11 protein-coding genes are annotated in these 16,933 nt (G+C 73.4%); 6 read left to right on the top strand and 5 right to left on the bottom strand.

Annotated elements, in window-relative coordinates; genetic code table 11:
- The first annotated feature begins 5 nt into the window (after positions 1-5).
- A complete protein-coding gene (locus AB0E83_RS28000) occupies positions 6-1,283 on the top strand; it encodes a hypothetical protein (protein ID WP_362117644.1) in 1,278 nt (425 codons plus the stop codon).
- Here AB0E83_RS28000 and AB0E83_RS27995 read toward each other — a convergent pair.
- From AB0E83_RS27995 to AB0E83_RS27975, 5 genes are read right to left on the bottom strand one after another with little or no spacing between them, the layout of a single operon-like run.
- Positions 1,280-2,068, bottom strand: a complete 789-nt coding sequence (locus AB0E83_RS27995; RefSeq protein WP_362117641.1) for an endo alpha-1,4 polygalactosaminidase — start codon at positions 2,066-2,068, stop codon at positions 1,280-1,282. The genes AB0E83_RS28000 and AB0E83_RS27995 overlap by 4 nt on opposite strands.
- The gene (locus AB0E83_RS27990; RefSeq protein WP_362117638.1) at positions 2,065-2,685 is read right to left on the bottom strand and encodes a spherulation-specific family 4 protein; all 621 of its coding nucleotides are present in this window, start codon (positions 2,683-2,685) and stop codon (positions 2,065-2,067) included. Before AB0E83_RS27990 ends, AB0E83_RS27995 begins: the two co-directional genes overlap by 4 nt.
- A 14-nt stretch (positions 2,686-2,699) precedes the next feature.
- Positions 2,700-4,133 (bottom strand): hypothetical protein, encoded by a 1,434-nt coding sequence (locus AB0E83_RS27985; RefSeq protein ID WP_362117635.1) that lies wholly within the window; start codon positions 4,131-4,133, stop codon positions 2,700-2,702.
- Entirely contained in the window at positions 4,130-5,653 is a 1,524-nt protein-coding gene (gene pelF, locus AB0E83_RS27980; protein WP_362117632.1) for a GT4 family glycosyltransferase PelF, read from the bottom strand. The genes AB0E83_RS27985 and pelF overlap by 4 nt, the downstream gene beginning before the upstream one ends.
- A gap of 27 nt (positions 5,654-5,680) precedes the next feature.
- Positions 5,681-7,768, bottom strand: a complete 2,088-nt coding sequence (locus AB0E83_RS27975) for a hypothetical protein (RefSeq protein ID WP_362117629.1) — start codon at positions 7,766-7,768, stop codon at positions 5,681-5,683.
- A gap of 294 nt (positions 7,769-8,062) precedes the next feature.
- Here AB0E83_RS27975 and AB0E83_RS27970 point away from each other — a divergent pair, with 294 nt between their 5' ends.
- From AB0E83_RS27970 to aceE, 5 genes are all read left to right on the top strand, one after another.
- Positions 8,063-9,571 carry a leucyl aminopeptidase gene (locus AB0E83_RS27970; protein WP_362117626.1) on the top strand — a complete coding sequence of 503 codons (1,509 nt, stop codon included), beginning with the start codon at positions 8,063-8,065 and terminating at the stop codon, positions 9,569-9,571.
- A 291-nt stretch (positions 9,572-9,862) separates the two neighbouring features.
- Entirely contained in the window at positions 9,863-11,251 is a 1,389-nt protein-coding gene (gene lpdA, locus AB0E83_RS27965; protein WP_362117623.1) for a dihydrolipoyl dehydrogenase, read from the top strand.
- Positions 11,252-11,313: 62 nt separating this feature from the next.
- Positions 11,314-13,113, top strand: a complete 1,800-nt coding sequence (sucB, locus tag AB0E83_RS27960) for a 2-oxoglutarate dehydrogenase, E2 component, dihydrolipoamide succinyltransferase (RefSeq protein WP_362117620.1) — start codon at positions 11,314-11,316, stop codon at positions 13,111-13,113.
- A 134-nt stretch (positions 13,114-13,247) separates the two neighbouring features.
- Entirely contained in the window at positions 13,248-13,871 is a 624-nt protein-coding gene (locus tag AB0E83_RS27955; RefSeq protein ID WP_362117617.1) for a GntR family transcriptional regulator, read from the top strand.
- Between the two features lie 273 nt (positions 13,872-14,144).
- Positions 14,145-16,856, top strand: coding sequence for a pyruvate dehydrogenase (acetyl-transferring), homodimeric type (gene aceE, locus AB0E83_RS27950; protein WP_362117614.1), 2,712 nt, complete (start codon positions 14,145-14,147; stop codon positions 16,854-16,856).
- Positions 16,857-16,933 lie beyond the last annotated feature (77 nt).

Here is a 16,933-nt window from a genome sequence, read left to right as displayed (position 1 = left end):
TGGACATGACCCGTCGCACCGCCCGACTCGCCGCCGCGCTCGCCGCCGCGCTGCTCCTCACCGCCTGCACCGGGGGCGGTGACGGGCCCGCCCCCGCCGCCGCCCCGCCGACGAAGCACCCGGTCTTCGGCGAGAAGCTGGAGCGCCAGGTCTTCCTGGCGTTGCGCCGGACGCAGAAGGAAGGCGGGAACGCGCGCTTCACCCAGACCCTGACCTTCGAGTCCGCGAAGGGCCGGGCCGTGCGGACGGTCAGCGGCCGGCTCGACTTCGCCGGCGGGACGGGCGAGGCCACGATCCGGTGGCAGGTGCCGGAGGCGTACTCCGAGGAGGTCAAGGACCTGCTCCTCGGCCGCGCGCCGGGCCAGGGCCACGGCGACGCCGCCGGCCGCCTGCACGTGGACGGGCAGCACCTCACCTACCGCGCCGACACCTCGGACTACTGGCTGCGCTACGGCCGGGCCGACTACGACACCGGCCGGGCCACCGGGCAGGGCCCCGGCGCCCTCGACCACCTGCGGGGCACCGAGGCCGCCGTCGGCGGCACCCTCCTCGAAGGGCTCAGCGGCACCGAGGCCGTCTCCCGGAGCGACGGGACGGGCGGCCGCACCTACCGCGCCGAGATGACCTCCACCGTCTCCGCCCTGCTGCTGCCCGACACCATCGCGAGCCAACTGGCCGGCGAGGACCTCGGGTTCGGCCTCTACCGGGAGAAGAAGCCGTTCCCCGTGACCGTCACCGTGGACGGCCGGGGGATGATCACGCACGCGCGGGCCGACCTCTCCCAGCTGCTGGGCAAGAAGGGCAGCCCCTTCCGCGACGTCACCGCCGTGCGGATGGAGCTGGCGCTCTCCGGCATCGGCACCTCGAAGCCCTCCGCCGCGGCGGAGGGCACGGTCCTGCCCGCGGGCAGGACCGTGCGGACCGTCTGGGAGGTCGAGGCCGGCCACTGCGTCGACTTCACCACCGGGCAGCAGAACGTCGAACTCGTCGCGGACATCCCCTGTTCCCGGACGCACGACGGCCGCGTCCTCGCCCAGGTCTCCTTCGGCGGCAGCGCCTACCCGGGCGCCTCCGCCGCGAAGGGCCAGGCCCGCGACGCCTGCCGCCGGGCCTACCGCCGCGCCTCCGCCGACTGGACCGGGGAGGCCGACGAGAAGGGCACGTACTGGTTCATGTGGAGCGACGAGCGGAGCTGGCGGCGGGACGGCGGGGGCAGGGCCGTCTGCTACGTCGTCACCCCCAAGGGCGCCGACCGGGACTCGGGCGCGCGGGACGCGTCCTAGCAGGGACGGCGCCAGGCTCCCAGCTCGTACCTCTTCTGCATGGAGCTGAGGCCCAGCTCGCGCGCCTCGGCACAGAATTGACGGGGAGTCAGCTCGTACTCGGCGTGGAAGACGGGTTTGCCCGCCGCCACGAAGGGGGTGAGGAGGTGGCACTCGTCGTACTGGGCGCACTGCTCGTTGACCGCGAAGTCGAAGTCGCCGAGGAGCTCGGGGATCTGGTCGAGGTCGTTCTTGAGGCCGACGGCCAGGCCGCGGTCGTGGGCGAGGCGGGCGACGAGGCGGTTGTAGGCGAGCTGGTCGGCGGCGGTGAGGGGGAAGCCGGTGCGGTTGCGGTAGCCGTCCATGTTGTCGGGTTCGACGGCGTCGAAGCCCTTGGCCCGGCACATGTCGACGCGTTCGGCCATGAGGGGTTCGAGGACGTCGGTGCGGCGGATGTCGAGCCAGCGTTCGCCGGCCCAGCCGTTGCTCCTGCCGAGGACGGACTTCGGGAAGCGGTCCGCGTCGGGGCGGAAGTCCTCCCAGGCGCCGGTGGAGAGGTAGCAGATCACCTTCCGGCCCCGGCGGTGCAGGTCGGCGACGGTGGCGGCCGGGTGGTCGAAGCCGTCGATGTCGTAGACGGGGACGTCGACGGTGGGGTCCAGCTTCCCGCTGAGCTGCCACTGCCAGGCGAGCCCGGCCGTCGGACGCCACCACCCTTCCTCCTGCTTCGGGTCCGGGCCGGGGGACGAGGTGCAGGCCGTGACGAGCAGGAGCAGGCCCGCGAGGAGCGGCAGGAGGCGTCTCATCGGGCGGGCTCCGGGATCCCGTGCGGCAGGGTCCCCCAGGGGTGGGCGCCCGTGCCCGGCACCGCGCAGTGGATCTCGGTCGCGGGGCGGAAGCCGGGCGGGGCCGCGTAGACGAGGTGGCAGTGGTGCGGGGCGACCGGCAGGTCGAGGGTCCGGTAGGTGTCCCAGGGGCCTTCGAAGGTGACCAGCAGGTCGGCGAGTTCGGCGTACCGGTCGTCGGGGTGGGTGCCGTGGTTGAGGACGAGGGTCTCCGCTCCGGCGGCCCGCGCGGCGACGGCGAGGCGGCGGTAGTGCGGGAGCGCGTCGGGCGCGGTCGCGACCTGGTCGAGGAAGGCCCCGTTGGCGCCGTACCAGTCGCGGTGGCGGAGCAGGTCGGCGACGACCTCGGCGTGCGGGCGGCGGCCGTAGGCGGTGTCCGCGTAGCCGAGGATCCGCACCCCGGCGGCGCGCAGCCGCCCGGCGGCCTCGGCGAAGGCCGGGTCGGGGGCCTCGCCGGCGCCGTCCGCCGGGTTGAGGACGACGCCGTGGAGCGCCGGCGCGGCCGCGACGAGGGCCGCCCAGCCCTCGGGGCGGTCGGCGGGGTGCTCGTAGAAGGGCACCAGGAGGGAACGTTTCACGTGCGGTGTCCTTGCTAGAGGCGGTGGGCGGTCGGTCGTACCAGCAGAGCACGGGTGAGGACGGCGAGCACGGCGGCCGCCGCCCCGGCGGCGAGCGTTCCCGCCGCCGGTTCCAGGCTCTGCGCGGCGGCGGACAGCAGGCAGACGGCCGCCGCGCCGAGGACGGCGCCGAACGCCTGGAGGAGCAGCCCCAGCCAGAGCACGGTGCCGAGCAGCAGCAGGGTGAGCAGCCGCTCCGGAGTCGGCCAGGGGGTGTCCGGCCAGAGCAGGGTGGCGGCGAGGAGGAGGCCGAGGAGCACGGTCAGGTAGCCGCCGAGGCAGAGGACGAGGGTGCCGGTGACGGCACGGCGGAACGCGCGGGCGGTGGTGAGGGTGCGCAGCCGGGCGAGGCTGCCGCCCCGGAAGCGGTGCAGCAGCCACTCGGCGGGCCCCATGGAGAGGGTGAGCGCGATGACCGCGCCGCTGCCGGTGGCGAGGGCGTCGCCGAGTCCGGCGTACAGCACGAGGACGCCGCTGCCGAGGCCGAAGAGGCCGTACGGGACGGAGGCCGCGAGCGGCGGTCCGCCCCGCCCGGCGGCGCCGCGCGCGGTGCCGGGGCGCAGCGCGCGGGCGGCGACCAGGCAGGCGGCGGTGAGCGAGAGGGCCGGCAGGGCGACGCGCAGCGGGTCGGGCAGGTCCCAGCGGAGGGCGGGGAGGGCGCCGAGGAGCGGCAGCAGGGTGGCGAGCAGGGCCCGTTCGCGGCCGAGGACGAGGAGGGCGGTGGCGGCGGCGAGGTAGAGGGACTGGCCGGCGGCGAAGACGGCGGCGGGGAGTTCGCCGTCGCGGGCGGCGGCGAGGGCGACGGCGGTGCCGGCGAGCGCGCCGGCCGGGGCGCCGGTGAGCAGGGCGCGGGCGGCGGCGGGCCGGTCGCCGAGGCCGAGCCAGGTGTGGGCGCGGTGGGAGAGGGCCTGGTTCCAGACCCAGCCGGTGACGGCCCCGGCGAGCAGCGGCACGGTGCCGGCGGGCAGCCCGTACCGCCCCTGCGGTCCGGCGAGCAGCGGTCCCGCGAGGACGTAGGCGAGGCCGGGCAGCGCGAAGACGAGGCCGCGCAGCAGACAGCCGCCGAGTCCTTCGGCACGGCCCCGGCCGCCCGGGTCCTTCGCGGGCGGCTCGGGGTGGCGCCGGGCCACGCGCGCGTACAGGTCCTCGGCGAGCGCGAAGGAATCGTTCCGCCCGTAGGTGAGCCGGATGTGGTCGTCGGTCATGCCGTCGGATTCGAGCAGCGCGGCTATCTCGTCCGGGTGGACGGCGGCGGCCACGAACGCGTCGAGCCGTTCGGCGAGTTCGTCGAGGGGGTCGGCGGCGGTGCCGCTTCCGGTCCCGGCCGCCGCGGCGGCCCCGCGGGGGCGGGGCGGGACCGGCAGGGACGGGGGGGTGGTCGGGGGCTTCAGCCAGAGGGAGCCGCTCATGCCGGGGTGCCTTCGGGGACTCGGGGCGCGCCTCGGCGCGGGGACGGGATGCTGACGCGCAGCGGCGGGGCGGCGGGGACGGGGGCGGCGAGTTCGCGGTAGATGCGGCGGAAGCCGTCGACCGAGCGGTGCAGGGTGAACTCGTCGATCACCCGCTGCCGGGCCCGCCGGCCGAGTTCGGCGCGGCGGGCGCCGTCCCGGAGGAGGGCGGAGGCGGCGGCGGCCATGACGGCCGGTTCGCGGGGCGGGACGACGATCCCGGCGTCGCCGACCGCCTCCCGCACCCCTCCGACGTCCGTCGACACGGTGGCCCGGCCGCAGGACATGGCCTCGATGAGGGAGAAGGGGAAGCCCTCGCTGATCGAGGAGAGCATCACCACGCTGCCGGCCGCGTAGGCGGAGGGCACGTCGGAGACGCGGCCCTCGAAGGAGACGCCGTCGGCGACGCCGAGTTCGGCGGCGAGCTTCTCCAGGCGGGTGCGGTAGTCCTCGTTCCCGGCGGGGACCGGGCCGAAGAGGCGGAGCCTCAGGTCGGGGAGTTCGGCGCGGCAGATCGCGTACGCCCGGATCAGGGTCTCCAGGTCCTTGATGGGGTCGACCCGGCCGCACCAGCTGAGGGTCGGCGTCTCCGGTTCGGGGCCGGCCTCGGGGAAGAGGGCGGGGTCGACGCCGTTGTAGACGGTGCGGATGCGGTCGGCGGGGGCGCCGCCGCGCTCCTCCCAGCGCCGGTTGTACTGGTTGCAGGGGGTGATGAGGTCGGCCTTGCGGTAGCCGAGGGAGTTGAGCTCGCGGTAGAAGCCGAGCATGAGGGCCTTGACGGGCCAGCGCTGGGCCTCGGTGCGGTAGCCGAGGTAGCGCTCGCGGAGGTAGATGCCGTGTTCGGTGAGCAGGAAGGGCACCCCTTCGAAGTGCTGCGCGGCGAGCGCGGGCAGGGTGGCGAGGCCGCTGGAGACGGCGTGCGCCACGCTGCCGTCGGCTATCCGGGCGCCGAGCGGCCGCAGGGCGTGTTCGAGCAGGTCGGTGGCGGTGAGGGCGTCGTGGACGGTGGGTCCGGCCGCACGCGTCGGCAGGTGCGGCATGGTCCAGATCCACATGAGGGAGCGCAGTGCCGCCTCCGAGCGCAGCGCCGGGGTGAGCCGGCCGTCGCGGGCGAGGGCGGCCAGCTCGTACAGGCCGCCGGCGAGGTCGTGGCCGGCCTCCGGGTCGAGCAGGGCGAGCAGGAAGTGCTCGTACGCGGCGAGGAAGCGGCGGCGCTCGCGGCCCCGCGGGGGCCGGCGCGCCCGGGTGGGCGCGGCCGGTCCCCGCGGGTGGCCCCAGAGGGGGAACGCGGTGTGCCGGGCGATGTTGGGCGGCAGCTCCCAGGTGACGGGTTCGCGGCCGCTGCCGGTGAGGGCGAGGATCTCGAAGGTGACCTCGGGCATGCCCCGGACGAGCTGGTCGCACCAGGTGCTGACGCCGCCGTGGACGTGCGGATAGGTGCCTTCGGTGAGCATGGTGACGTGACGGCCACTGCTCGGCATGTGCGGTTCCCCCCGGGACGTGCGCGGTCAGGTGGTCGGGAGCTGGAGCGTGACGGCGGTCTGGAGCGGTTCGGGCGCGGTCCAGTCGGAGCGGCCGCCGGCGTAGGCGGTCCCGAAGGCGGTGGTGCCGAGGAGGAGCCGCTTGCGGGTGCCCTCGGGGGCGGTGAGCGGGATCCGGACGCCGGCGGGCGCCTTGACGGTGACGGTGTTCCCGACGCGGTAGGCGGTGACCTTGCCGGCGGCGAGGGCGGCGTCCCAGGCGTCGCGGCGGGCGAGCTCGACGCCGACGTCCTTCTGGCGGGGGTTGACCAGGGGGGTGTTGCCGGCGAAGAGGCCCCGGTAGTCGGCGAGGACCTTGTCGAGGACCGGGTAGAGGAGGCGTTCCTCGGCCAGGTTCGACTGGTGGACGTAGTGCGGGCGGGGGTCGTTGGCGACGACGTGGCCGAGGGCGGTGCGGGCCTCCTGCGGGACGATGTGCGCCGCGTAGCCGGTGGCCGGGTCGAGCGGGGCGGGCAGGCAGGTGGAGGCGGGGTCGGACTCGCAGACGCCGCTGCCGCCGTCGGCGCGGGAGGTGTAGATCCAGTTGTACTCGTCGGTCATCTCGGCGGCGGTGCCGACGTTGTAGTACACGTTCATGGGGTGCCTGGGCACGGTCTTCGCGGCGCCGACGGCCCGCTGGCGGGGCTCGCGGGAGTTGTCGCTCGCCGTCCACTTCACGCCGTTGTCGGCGAGGGCGCCGGCGAGGTGGGGATTGTCGACCGGCTGCTGGGGCAGGGTCTTCAGGCCGGAGTGCTCGCCGGTGACGAGTTCGGAGCGGTCGACGGAGATGCCCTTGCCCGCGGCCCAGTCGAGGTTGTTCCGGATCTGCGCGGAGAGCTCGGCGCGGCTGACCCAGAGGGTGCTGCCGGAGGCGTCGGTGGCGCACCGCCAGGGGACGGTGGTGTTGTCCTGGACGCAGCCGAGGAAGGGGTGGGTGTAGGTGTGGTTGACCCAGCGGTACTGGGCGCGGTCGGCGATCAGCCGGGCGGCGAGCGGGTCGGCGCCGCCGTGCTCGGCCTTCCACTGCTCGCCCTGGCCGCCGTTGTAGACCATGTCGAGGGTGAAGCCGGAGGCCCGCTGCCAGGCGGCGGCGTACACGGCGTCGGCGGCGGTCATCCGGATCGGGTTCTCGGCCTCCCCGTCCCCGCCGGCGCAGTCGAGGTCGCCGGGGGTGCAGTTGCGGACGGTGTCCCAGCGGGCGTCGGGGGCGAGGACGTCGTCGACGTGGACGGAGAAGTAGTTCCGGGACCGGCCGAGGTGGACGCCCTGGGTGAGCCATTCGACGATGCCGCGGGCGAGGGCCCGGTACTGCCGCTGGTGCTGGTTGTAGGCGAAGGTGACGACGAGTTCGCGGCGGCCGTCGGCGGCGTACTCGCCGACCAGGCTGGCCCGGCCGCCGCCCTCGACCGGCATGTCGACGTAGCTGGTGAAGCCGGCCCGGGGGCGGCCCGCGTAGCCGTAACTCTCGGAGACCGCCGGGTCGTTGTCCTCGAAGGTCAGGCTGCCGGCGAGGTAGCCGAAGGGGCCGGCCAGTCCGGCCGGGGTGACGCCGGCGGTGACCCCGTCGAGGACGCCGGACCAGCCGCCGTCGGGGGTGTAGTCGAGGCCGACGCCGGGGTGGGACCAGGTGTACGCGTCGACCTGCGGGATGCCGAAGGTCCGCTCGTACGCCTGGAGCGCGGCGTGCTCGGCGGAGTCGGGTCCGAAGGCGGTCTCGTGCGGCAGGACGACGCCCTGGTACTTGGCGCGGGGGCGGCCGTCGACGGTGTCGCTGAGGAAGGCCGGGGTGAGGACGGGCCGGTTCGGGTCGTCGAGGTCCACGGTCCGGTACGGGACGCCGGAGCCCCTCAGTTCGGCGGTGATGGCCCCGACCGCGCTGCCGCCGTCGTCGACGACCAGGACGGTGAGGTCGATCCGGGGCACCGGGGCGGCCGCGGCCTGCGCGGACGGGACCACGGTGGCGAGGAGCGCGGCGGCGGCGAGCGCCCCGGCGGTGCGGCCGGCCCGGCGCGGCGCCCCCCGGTTTCCGGACTTCCCCGGCGCGGCCGCGGGCGTGCGGGATCTGTTCGCGTGCATGGTGTGGTGACCCCCCTCGGCAGGTCCCGGAAGACGAGGGGACCTGTGGAGATGAGGCGAAGGCGCGGGTGCCGCCCTCGCGTGAATGAGGCGAGTGTGGCGTCGGCGCGGGAGCCGGAAGGACAAACATGAAAGAGACACCACGGATGAGTGAATCGACGCCGCCGTGAGCGAACCGGGTGAGCGAGCGTAGGCTCGTTCACGGCGCTCATCGGGCCGAAATACGATGCGGCGGGCTCGGTCGGCCCATCCCTCGACCGCCACAGAACTCAATGGAAGCGAGAAATCACCACCGTGACTGCTCTCACTCTCAGCACTGCCGGAGCGGCGACGCTGCGTGCCGACGCCCTCGTCGTCGGCGTCGCGAAGGCCGGGAAGACGCTGGTCGTCGCCCCGGGCGCGGAGGCCGTCGACAAGGCGTTCGACGGCCGGCTCGCCGCCGTCCTGGAGACCCTGGGCGCCTCGGGTGGAGAGGGTGAGACGACCAAGCTGCCCGCGCCCGCCGGCCTGAAGGCCCCCGTCGTGCTGGCCGTCGGTCTCGGCTCCGCCCCCGAGGACGGCGAGGCGTACGACGCCGAGACCCTGCGCCGCGCCGCCGGCACCGCCGCCCGCGCGCTCTCGGGCTCGAAGAAGGCCGCCTTCGCGCTGCCGATCGACTCCGCCGAGGACGCGGGCGCGATCGCGGAGGGCGCGCTGCTCGGCGCGTACTCCTTCGACGCCTACCAGGAGCAGGCGAAGGACGGCAAGAAGCCGCCGGCCGAGGTGGCGCTGCTCGGCGCCAAGCCGCGCGACAAGGCCCACAAGGCCGCCGCGGACCGCGCCCTGGCCGTCGCCGAGGAGATCAACCGCGCCCGCGACCTGATCAACACCCCGCCGAACGACCTCACCCCCGCCGCCTTCGCCGCCGTCGCCCAGACCGCCGGCAAGGAGCACGGCCTCAAGGTCCAGGTCCTCGACGAGAAGGCGCTCGCCAAGGGCGGCTACGGCGGCATCCTCGGCGTCGGCGCCGGCTCGGTGAACCCGCCGCGCCTGGTCCGGATCGCCTACACCCACCCGAAGGCGGAGAAGACCCTCGCCCTCATCGGCAAGGGCATCACCTACGACTCGGGCGGCATCTCCCTGAAGCCGGCCGGCCACAACGAGACGATGAAGTGCGACATGAGCGGCGCCGCCGCCGTCTTCGCCGCCGTCGTCGCCGCGGCCCGCCTCGGCCTGGAGGTCAACGTCACGGCGTGGCTCGCCCTCGCCGAGAACATGCCGTCCGGCTCCGCCACCCGCCCGGGTGACGTCCTGCGCATGTACGGCGGCAAGACCGTCGAGGTCCTCAACACCGACGCCGAGGGCCGGCTCGTCCTCGCCGACGCGATCACCCGGGCCTCCGAGGAGCACCCGGACGCGATCGTCGACGTGGCGACCCTGACCGGCGCGATGGTGCTCGCCCTGGGCGACCGCACCTTCGGCATCATGGCCAACGACGACGACTACCGGACCGCGATCCACGAGATCGCCGAGGAGGTCGGCGAGCAGTCCTGGCCGATGCCGCTCCCCGCGGAACTGCGCAAGACGATGGACTCCCCCACCGCCGACATGGCCAACATGGGCGTCCGGATGGGCGGCGGCCTGATCGCCGGCCTCTTCCTCCAGGAGTTCGTGGGCGAGGGCATCACCTGGGCGCACCTGGACATCGCGGGCCCGGCCTTCCACGAGGGCGCCCCGTACGGCTACACCCCCAAGGGCGGCACCGGCTCCTCGGTCCGCACCCTGGTCCGCCTCGCCGAGCTGACGGCGGCCGGCGAGCTCTGAGCACGCCGGTGAGAGGGCCCCGGACTTCCCGTCCGGGGCCCTTCTCCGTGTCGTCCGCCCCTGTTCGCCGACGACGAAATCCGTAGGTTCACACGTCCCGCCGGGCGCCCGTGCGGAGGATCGGCCGGTCTCATCCACCGGCCCCGCGTCCCGCCATCCGTCAACAAGTGCGAAGATGGGTTCTCGGCAGGACAGGGCCCCCACCACAGGGCCGACATAATGCGGCCGGACACCAGCCGCCGCCCGGTCACCGAAGACCGGCGACGAGCGCACATGCATGGAGGACGTGACGTGGCGAACGACGCCAGCACCGTTTTCGACCTAGTGATTCTCGGCGGCGGTAGCGGCGGTTACGCCGCGGCGCTGCGCGGAGCGCAGCTGGGCCTGGACGTCGCACTGATCGAGAAGAACAAGCTCGGCGGCACCTGCCTGCACAACGGCTGCATCCCGACGAAGGCCCTGCTCCACGCCGGCGAGGTCGCCGACCAGGCGCGCGAGGCGGAGCAGTTCGGTGTCAGGGCCTCCTTCGAGGGCATCGACATCAAGGCCGTGCACAAGTACAAGGACGACGTGATCTCGGGCCTCTACAAGGGTCTCCAGGGTCTCGTCGCCTCCCGCAAGGTGACCTACATCGAGGGCACCGGCCGCCTGTCCTCCCCGACCTCCGTCGACGTCGACGGCCGCCGGGTCGAGGGCCGCCACGTCCTGCTGGCCACCGGTTCCGTGCCGAAGTCCCTGCCCGGCCTGGAGATCGACGGCAACCGCATCATCACCTCGGACCACGCCCTCACCCTGGACCGTGTGCCGGAGTCCGCCATCATCCTCGGCGGCGGTGTGATCGGCGTCGAGTTCGCCTCCGCGTGGAAGTCCTTCGGCACCGACGTGACGGTCATCGAGGGCATGAAGCACCTCGTGCCGGTCGAGGACGAGAACAGCTCGAAGCTGCTGGAGCGCGCCTTCCGCAAGCGGGGCATCAAGTTCAACCTCGGCACCTTCTTCCAGAGCGCCGAGTACACCGAGAACGGCGTGAAGGTCACCCTCGCCGACGGCAAGACCTTCGAGGCCGAGGTGTTGCTCGTCGCCATCGGCCGCGGCCCGGTCTCGGCCGGCCTCGGCTACGAGGAGCAGGGTGTCGCGATGGACCGCGGCTACGTCCTGGTCGACGAGTACATGCGGACCAACGTGCCCACGATCTCCGCCGTCGGCGACCTGGTCCCGACCCTCCAGCTCGCGCACGTCGGCTTCGCCGAGGGCATCCTCGTGGCGGAGCGCCTCGCCGGTCTGAAGCCCGTCCCGATCGACTACGACGGCGTGCCGCGGGTGACGTACTGCCACCCCGAGGTCGCCTCCGTCGGCATCACCGAGGCCAAGGCCAAGGAGATCTACGGCGCGGACAAGGTCGTCGCCCTCAAGTACAACCTCGCGGGCAACGGCAAGAGCAAGATCCTGAAGACCGCGGGCGAGATCAAGCTCGTCCAGGTCAAGGACGGTGCCGTGGTCGGCGTCCACATGGTCGGTGACCGCATGGGCGAGCAGGTCGGCGAAGCGCAGCTGATCTACAACTGGGAGGCGCTGCCGGCCGAGGTCGCGCAGCTCATCCACGCCCACCCGACGCAGAACGAGGCGCTCGGCGAGGCCCACCTGGCCCTGGCCGGCAAGCCTCTGCACTCCCACGACTGACGCTCACGTCATCACAGGGCGCGACGACCAACTTCCGCAATTCGTTAGGAGCAACTGAAACCATGTCGGTTTCCGTAACCCTGCCGGCGCTCGGCGAGAGCGTCACCGAGGGCACCGTCACCCGCTGGCTCAAGGCCGAGGGCGAGCGCGTCGAGGCCGACGAGCCGCTGCTCGAGGTCTCGACCGACAAGGTCGACACCGAGATCCCCGCCCCCGCCTCCGGCATCCTCGCCTCCATCAAGGTGGCCGAGGACGAGACCGTCGAGGTCGGCGCGGAGCTCGCCATCATCGACGACGGCTCCGGTGCCCCGGCCGCCGCCCCGGCGCCCGCCGCCGAGGCCGCCCCGGCTCCAGCCGCCGAGGCCCCGGCCGCGCCGGCCCCGCAGGCCGCGCCGTCCACCGAGGTCCAGGAGCCGGCCCCGGCCCCGACCGCCGAGGCCGCCGCCGGCGGCGGTTCCGCCGAGGGCACGGACGTGGTCCTGCCCGCGCTGGGCGAGTCCGTCACCGAGGGCACCGTCACCCGCTGGCTGAAGTCGGTCGGCGAGACCGTCGAGGCCGACGAGCCGCTGCTGGAGGTGTCGACGGACAAGGTCGACACCGAGATCCCGGCGCCCGCCTCCGGCGTGCTCCTGGAGATCGTCGTCGGCGAGGACGAGACCGCCGAGGTCGGCGCCAAGCTCGCCGTCATCGGTGCCGCGGGTGCCGCTCCGGCCGCCCCCGCCGCCGAGGCCCCGGCCGCCCCCGCGGCCGCTCCGGCCCCGGCCGCCCCGGCTCCGGCTCCGGTTCCCGCGCCGGCCGCCCCGGCCGCGCCCGCCGCCCCCGCCGCCGCCCCGGCGCAGGCTCCGGCCGCCCCGGCCGCGCCCGCCCCGTCGATCGCCCCGGCCGTGGTCACCCCGGTCCCGGCGACCCCGGCCGCCGCCCCGGCTCCGGCCGAGGACGGCGCCTACGTGACCCCGCTGGTCCGCAAGCTCGCCACCGAGAACGGTGTCGACCTGGCGACCGTCAAGGGCTCCGGCGTCGGCGGCCGCATCCGCAAGCAGGACGTCCTCGCGGCCGCCGAGGCCAAGAAGGCCGCCCCGGCCCCCGCCGCTGCCGCCCCGGCCGCCGCGCCGAAGGCCGCTCCGGCCCTGGAGGTCTCCCCGCTGCGCGGTCAGACCGTCAAGATGACCCGCATGCGCAAGGTCATCGGCGACAACATGATGAAGGCGCTGCACGGCCAGGCCCAGCTGACCACGGTCGTCGAGGTCGACATCACCAAGCTGATGAAGCTGCGCGCCCGCGCCAAGGACGCGTTCGCCGCCCGCGAGGGCGTCAAGCTCTCCCCGATGCCGTTCTTCGTGAAGGCGGCGGCCCAGGCGCTGAAGGCCCACCCGGTCATCAACGCCCGGATCAACGAGGACGAGGGCACGATCACCTACTTCGACACCGAGAACATCGGTATCGCGGTGGACTCCGAGAAGGGCCTGATGACCCCGGTCATCAAGGGCGCGGGCGACCTCAACATCGCCGGCATCTCCAAGGCCACGGCGGACCTGGCGGGCAAGGTGCGCGCCTCGAAGATCACTCCGGACGAGCTCTCGGGCGCGACCTTCACCATCTCCAACACCGGTTCGCGCGGTGCCCTCTTCGACACCGTCATCGTGCCGCCGAACCAGGTCGCCATCCTGGGCATCGGTGCCACGGTGAAGCGTCCGGCCGTCGTCGAGACGGAGGAGGGCACGGTCATCGGCATCCGCGACATGACCTACCTGTCGCTCTCCTACGACCACCGTCTGGTGGACGGCGCCGACGCCGCCCGCTACCTGACGGCCGTCAAGGCGATCCTGGAGGCCGGCGAGTTCGAGGTGGACCTCGGCCTGTAAGGCTCCCGAGGGCGCTGTGCGCCCGCGAGGCAACGTAACGAGCCTCACCAGCGGTGTCCCCGTCCGGATGTGTGTCCGGGCGGGGACACCGCCGTATTGTCTAAGGGTCACGAAACTCCCGGAGGAGCCGCTCCATGACCGTCCCCGTCGTCCACTCGCTGCGCGAGCAGATCCGCGAGCACATCGTGGAGGGGATCGTCAGCGGCCGCTGGAAGCCGGGCGAGCGGATCGTGGAGCGCCGGATCGCGACCGAGCTGGAGGTCTCCCAGACCCCGGTCCGCGAGGCGCTGCGGGAGCTGGAGTCGCTGCGGCTGATCGAGTCGGCGCCGAACAAGGGCGTCCGGGTCCGCAACCTCACCGCCGCCGACCTGGAGGAGAGCTACCCGGTCCGGGCCGGCCTGGAGCAGATCGCGGCCGAGCTGGCCGCGCCCCGGCTCTCCGCCGACTGCTCGACGCTGGAGCCGCACGTGGCGGCGCTGTACGAGGCGGACGCGAGCTCCGACGGCACGGCGCAGGTGCGGCACACGGTGGCCTTTCACCGCGAGCTGGTGAAGGCGGCCGGCAACAGCGTGCTGCTGCACACCTGGGAGGGGCTGGGCATCGAGGTCTTCACCGCCCTGTCGATCCGCTGGCTGGGCACGGTGCAGAAGTCGTACGCGGAGGAGCACCAGGAGCTGGTGGAGGCCTTCCGCCGGGGCGATCCGAACATCGGGGCCCTCGTGAAGGCCCACGTGCTGGGCTGCGCCCCCCGCGCCTGACCGGCGCGCACAGGTTTCCGCAGGTCAGAGCCTCGCTTCGGCGGGGCTCCCGGCGTTTCCCGGCCGTTCGAAAAGTCGGCACCGGGTGCCCCCTTTCGCGGCACCCTGTGCCGACTTTCTCGATCTGAAGAGGTTTCCGGCTTCAACCCTTTGATCGATCATCGATCGGCGGTTTACAGTCGTCGGCGGGCCGTCACCCGGCCCGCCGCCCTGTCCTGCCAGACAAGGCAACCGTTTTTATCTCCACCCCCATCTGTCCGGAAGGCGGCGATCATGACCGATCCCGTAGGCAAGATTCCGAGCGAGCTCGACCAGCTCCCGGACCGTGACACCGAGGAGACCGCCGAGTGGGCGGCCTCCCTGGACGCCGTCACCAAGGCCGCCGGCCCTCACCGGGCCGCCTACCTGATGCGCCGCACCCTCCAGCACGCCGAGGGCGCGGGCCTGGCCCTGCCCAAGCTGCTGGAGACGGACTACCTCAACACCATCCCCACCTCCGCCGAGCCCGTCATCGACGGCGACGAGGAGATGGAGCGGAAGATCACCGCGTGGAACCGCTGGAACGCGGCCGCGATGGTCACCCGCGGCTCCAAGCACGGCGTCGGCGGCCACATCGCCACCTTCGCCTCCGCGGCCTGGCTCTACGAGACCGGCTTCAACCACTTCTTCAAGGGCAAGGAGTCCGGCGAGGCCGCCGGCTCCGGCGACCAGCTCTACATCCAGGGCCACGCCTCCCCCGGCATCTACGCCCGCGCCTTCCTCGACGGCCGCCTGGACGAGTCGCACCTCGACAACTTCCGGCAGGAGTCCGGCGGCAACGGCCTGCCCTCCTACCCGCACCCGCGCCGCCTGCCCTGGCTGTGGGAGTTCCCCACCGTCTCCATGGGCCTCGGCCCGCTCTCCGCGATCTACCAGGCGCGCTTCAACCGCTACCTGACCAACCGCGGCATCAAGGACGTCTCCTCCTCGCACGTCTGGGCCTTCCTCGGCGACGGCGAGATGGACGAGCCCGAGTCGACCGCCGCCCTCGCGCTGGCGGCCCGCGAGGGTCTGGACAACCTGACCTTCGTCATCAACTGCAACCTGCAGCGCCTCGACGGCCCGGTCCGCGCCAACTTCAAGATCGTGCAGGAGCTGGAGGCCCAGTTCCGCGGCGCCGGCTGGAACGTCGTGAAGACCCTCTGGGGCAACGCCTGGGACGAGCTGTTCGCGCTCGACACCACCGGCGCCCTGGTCCGCCGCCTCCGCGAGGTGCCGGACGCGCAGGTCCAGACGTACCAGACCCGCGACGCCGCCTACATCCGCCAGGACTTCTTCGGCAAGGACCCGGCGCTCGTCGAGATGGCGAAGCTGCTCTCGGACGACAAGATCCTGGAGTGCTTCCACCTCTCGCGCGGTGGCCACGAGCCGCGCAAGGTGTACGCCGCGTACAAGGCCGCCCTGGAGTTCAAGGGCGCGCCGACCGTGATCCTGGCGCAGACCGTCAAGGGCTTCACCCTCGGTGAGGGCTTCGCGTCGAAGAACGCGAACCACCAGATGAAGAAGCTGACGACGGACGAGTTCAAGAACATGCGTGACCTTCTCGAACTCCCCATCTCGGACGCCCAGTTCGTCGACGGCGTGGTGCCCTACGGCCACCCGGGCGCCGACTCCCCCGAGGTCCGCTACCTCCAGGAGCGCCGCGCGGCCCTCGGCGGCCCCGCCCCGGCCCGCCGCGTCCACCCGGTCGCGCCGCTCCCGGCGCCGGCCGAGAAGGCGTTCGCCGCCTTCGACAAGGGCTCCGGCTCGCAGTCGGTCGCCACCACGATGGCCTTCGTCCGCCTGGTGAAGGACCTGGTCCGCGACAAGGAGACCGGCAAGCGCTGGGTCCCGATCGTCCCGGACGAGGCCCGCACCTTCGGCATGGAGTCCCTCTTCCCCTCGCTCGGCATCTACTCGCCGAAGGGCCAGACGTACGAGCCGGTCGACCGCGACCAGCTGATGTACTACAAGGAGGCCGTCAACGGCCAGATCCTGAACGAGGGCATCACCGAGGCCGGCTCGATGGCCGACTTCATCGCCGCGTCTACCTCGTACGCCACGCACGGCGAGACGATGATCCCGTTCTACATCTTCTACTCGATGTTCGGCTGGCAGCGGACCGCCGACCAGATGTGGCAGCTCGGCGACCAGCTCGGCCGCGGCTTCCTCGTCGGCGCCACCGCCGGCCGCACCACCCTGACCGGTGAGGGCCTCCAGCACGCCGACGGCCACTCCCCCGTCATCGCGGCCACCAACCCGGCCGCCCTGACCTACGACCCGGCCTTCGCCTACGAGGTCGCGGCCATCGTCAAGGAGGGTCTGCGCCGGATGTACGGCGAGGCCGCCCCGGGCGAGGACCAGGACGTCTTCTACTACCTGACGGTCTACAACGAGCCGATGCCGCAGCCGGCCAAGCCGGCCCACGCGGGCGTCGACGAGGGCATCGTCAAGGGCCTGTACCGCTTCAACACGGCGGAGTCGGCCGGCCTGACGCTGCCCGCCAACGCCCCCCGGATCCAGCTGCTCGGCTCGGGCACCGCGATCCACTGGGCGCTGGAGGCGCAGAAGCTGCTCGCCGAGGAGTGGGGCGTGGGCGCCGACGTGTGGTCCGCCACCTCCTGGACCGAGCTGCGCCGCGACGCGCTGGAGGCGGACGCCGCCCTGCTGCGCGGCGAGGAGCGGGTCCCGTACCTGCGCCAGGCGCTCGCGGGCGTCGAGTCGCCGGTCCTGGCGGTCTCCGACTACATGCGCCAGGTCCCGGACCAGATCGCGCAGTGGGTCGAGCAGGACTACTCGTCGCTGGGCGCCGACGGCTTCGGCCTCTCGGACACCCGCGCCGCGGCCCGCCGCCACTTCGGCGTCGACGCCCAGTCGATCGTGGCCGCCGCCCTGGCCCAGCTCGCCCGCCGCGGCGAGGTCCCGGCCACCGCGGTGAAGGAGGCGCGCGAGCGCTACGGCCTGTAGGGGCCCGCTGTCGGCGGGGGGGCGGGGGTGGGTGGGGTGTGGGGCGCGCCCCCCCCGACAGGTGTGGGCGGGGGAGG

Origin of the sequence: Streptomyces sp. NPDC035033, assembly GCF_040636735.1 — a bacterium.
Lineage (GTDB): Bacteria > Actinomycetota > Actinomycetes > Streptomycetales > Streptomycetaceae > Streptomyces.
This window is presented reverse-complemented; position numbering and strand designations above follow the sequence as displayed.

What these genes read in the sequence shown, in the direction of transcription:
- AB0E83_RS28000 (WP_362117644.1), top strand. Translation starts at nt 6, where the DNA reads ATGACCCGTCGCACCGCCCGACTCGCCGCCGCGCTCGCCGCCGCGCTG.
- AB0E83_RS27995 (WP_362117641.1), bottom strand. Translation starts at nt 2,068, where the DNA reads ATGAGACGCCTCCTGCCGCTCCTCGCGGGCCTGCTCCTGCTCGTCACG.
- AB0E83_RS27985 (WP_362117635.1), bottom strand. Translation starts at nt 4,133, where the DNA reads ATGAGCGGCTCCCTCTGGCTGAAGCCCCCGACCACCCCCCCGTCCCTG.
- pelF (WP_362117632.1), bottom strand. Translation starts at nt 5,653, where the DNA reads ATGCCGAGCAGTGGCCGTCACGTCACCATGCTCACCGAAGGCACCTAT.
- AB0E83_RS27975 (WP_362117629.1), bottom strand. Translation starts at nt 7,768, where the DNA reads ATGCACGCGAACAGATCCCGCACGCCCGCGGCCGCGCCGGGGAAGTCC.
- sucB (WP_362117620.1), top strand. Translation starts at nt 11,314, where the DNA reads ATGTCGGTTTCCGTAACCCTGCCGGCGCTCGGCGAGAGCGTCACCGAG.
- AB0E83_RS27955 (WP_362117617.1), top strand. Translation starts at nt 13,248, where the DNA reads ATGACCGTCCCCGTCGTCCACTCGCTGCGCGAGCAGATCCGCGAGCAC.
- aceE (WP_362117614.1), top strand. Translation starts at nt 14,145, where the DNA reads ATGACCGATCCCGTAGGCAAGATTCCGAGCGAGCTCGACCAGCTCCCG.